The organism is Rickettsia endosymbiont of Culicoides newsteadi, from assembly GCF_002259525.1.
In the GTDB taxonomy this organism is placed as follows: domain Bacteria; phylum Pseudomonadota; class Alphaproteobacteria; order Rickettsiales; family Rickettsiaceae; genus Tisiphia.
Genome location: NZ_MWZE01000190.1, coordinates 1 through 557, shown reverse-complemented (window position 1 = coordinate 557; position 557 = coordinate 1). Strand labels below are relative to the sequence as shown.

The window sequence follows — 557 nt, the reverse complement described above, 5'->3', positions numbered from 1 at the left end:
AATGTTCTATAACTCTAGAACGTAAATCGTAACTGTATGCTGTCGCCATATTGCTATTATTAAATTTATTCATTATCATCATTATAACTTATATTAACCTCTATGTTAAGTGCTATACCAGCTTACTGCATGATACGATCGAAGATACAATACTTACTGAAGAGATGATAGCTCGAATTTTTGGTAGTCAAGTTGCTAGCCAAGTGGAAGCTCTAACAAGGAACAAGTCTTACGGTAAGATTAGCTCCAAAGATACTTTGGATTTATTATCTCAACAAAAGAGATTTGACGTGGCATTGATTAAATTATTTGACCGCATTCACAACCTACAAACAATAAGGGCTAAATCCCCAGAAAAGGCACTGAAAATAGTTAAGGAAACTATAAGATATTTTGTAACTATTTGTGCATACTTGGAACTACCAATAGCCGAGCAGCAGTTAATAAATCTATGTTACCAAAACTTATCTATTGACCCTGAGCCCATAGTACCCTACAATTTTTGTAACAATGTAGGGAAGTAGGGATCAAAATCGGTAATTGAGTCATACTCCAAA

General features: G+C 34.3%; 1 protein-coding gene. It reads left to right on the top strand.

Annotation, left to right across the window (positions count from 1 at the left end):
* The first annotated feature begins 50 nt into the window (after window positions 1–50).
* Window positions 51–524 carry an HD domain-containing protein gene (locus tag RiCNE_RS07210; RefSeq protein ID WP_410525754.1) on the top strand — a complete coding sequence of 158 codons (474 nt, stop codon included), beginning with the start codon at window positions 51–53 and terminating at the stop codon, window positions 522–524.
* The last annotated feature ends 33 nt before the right edge of the window (window positions 525–557 follow it).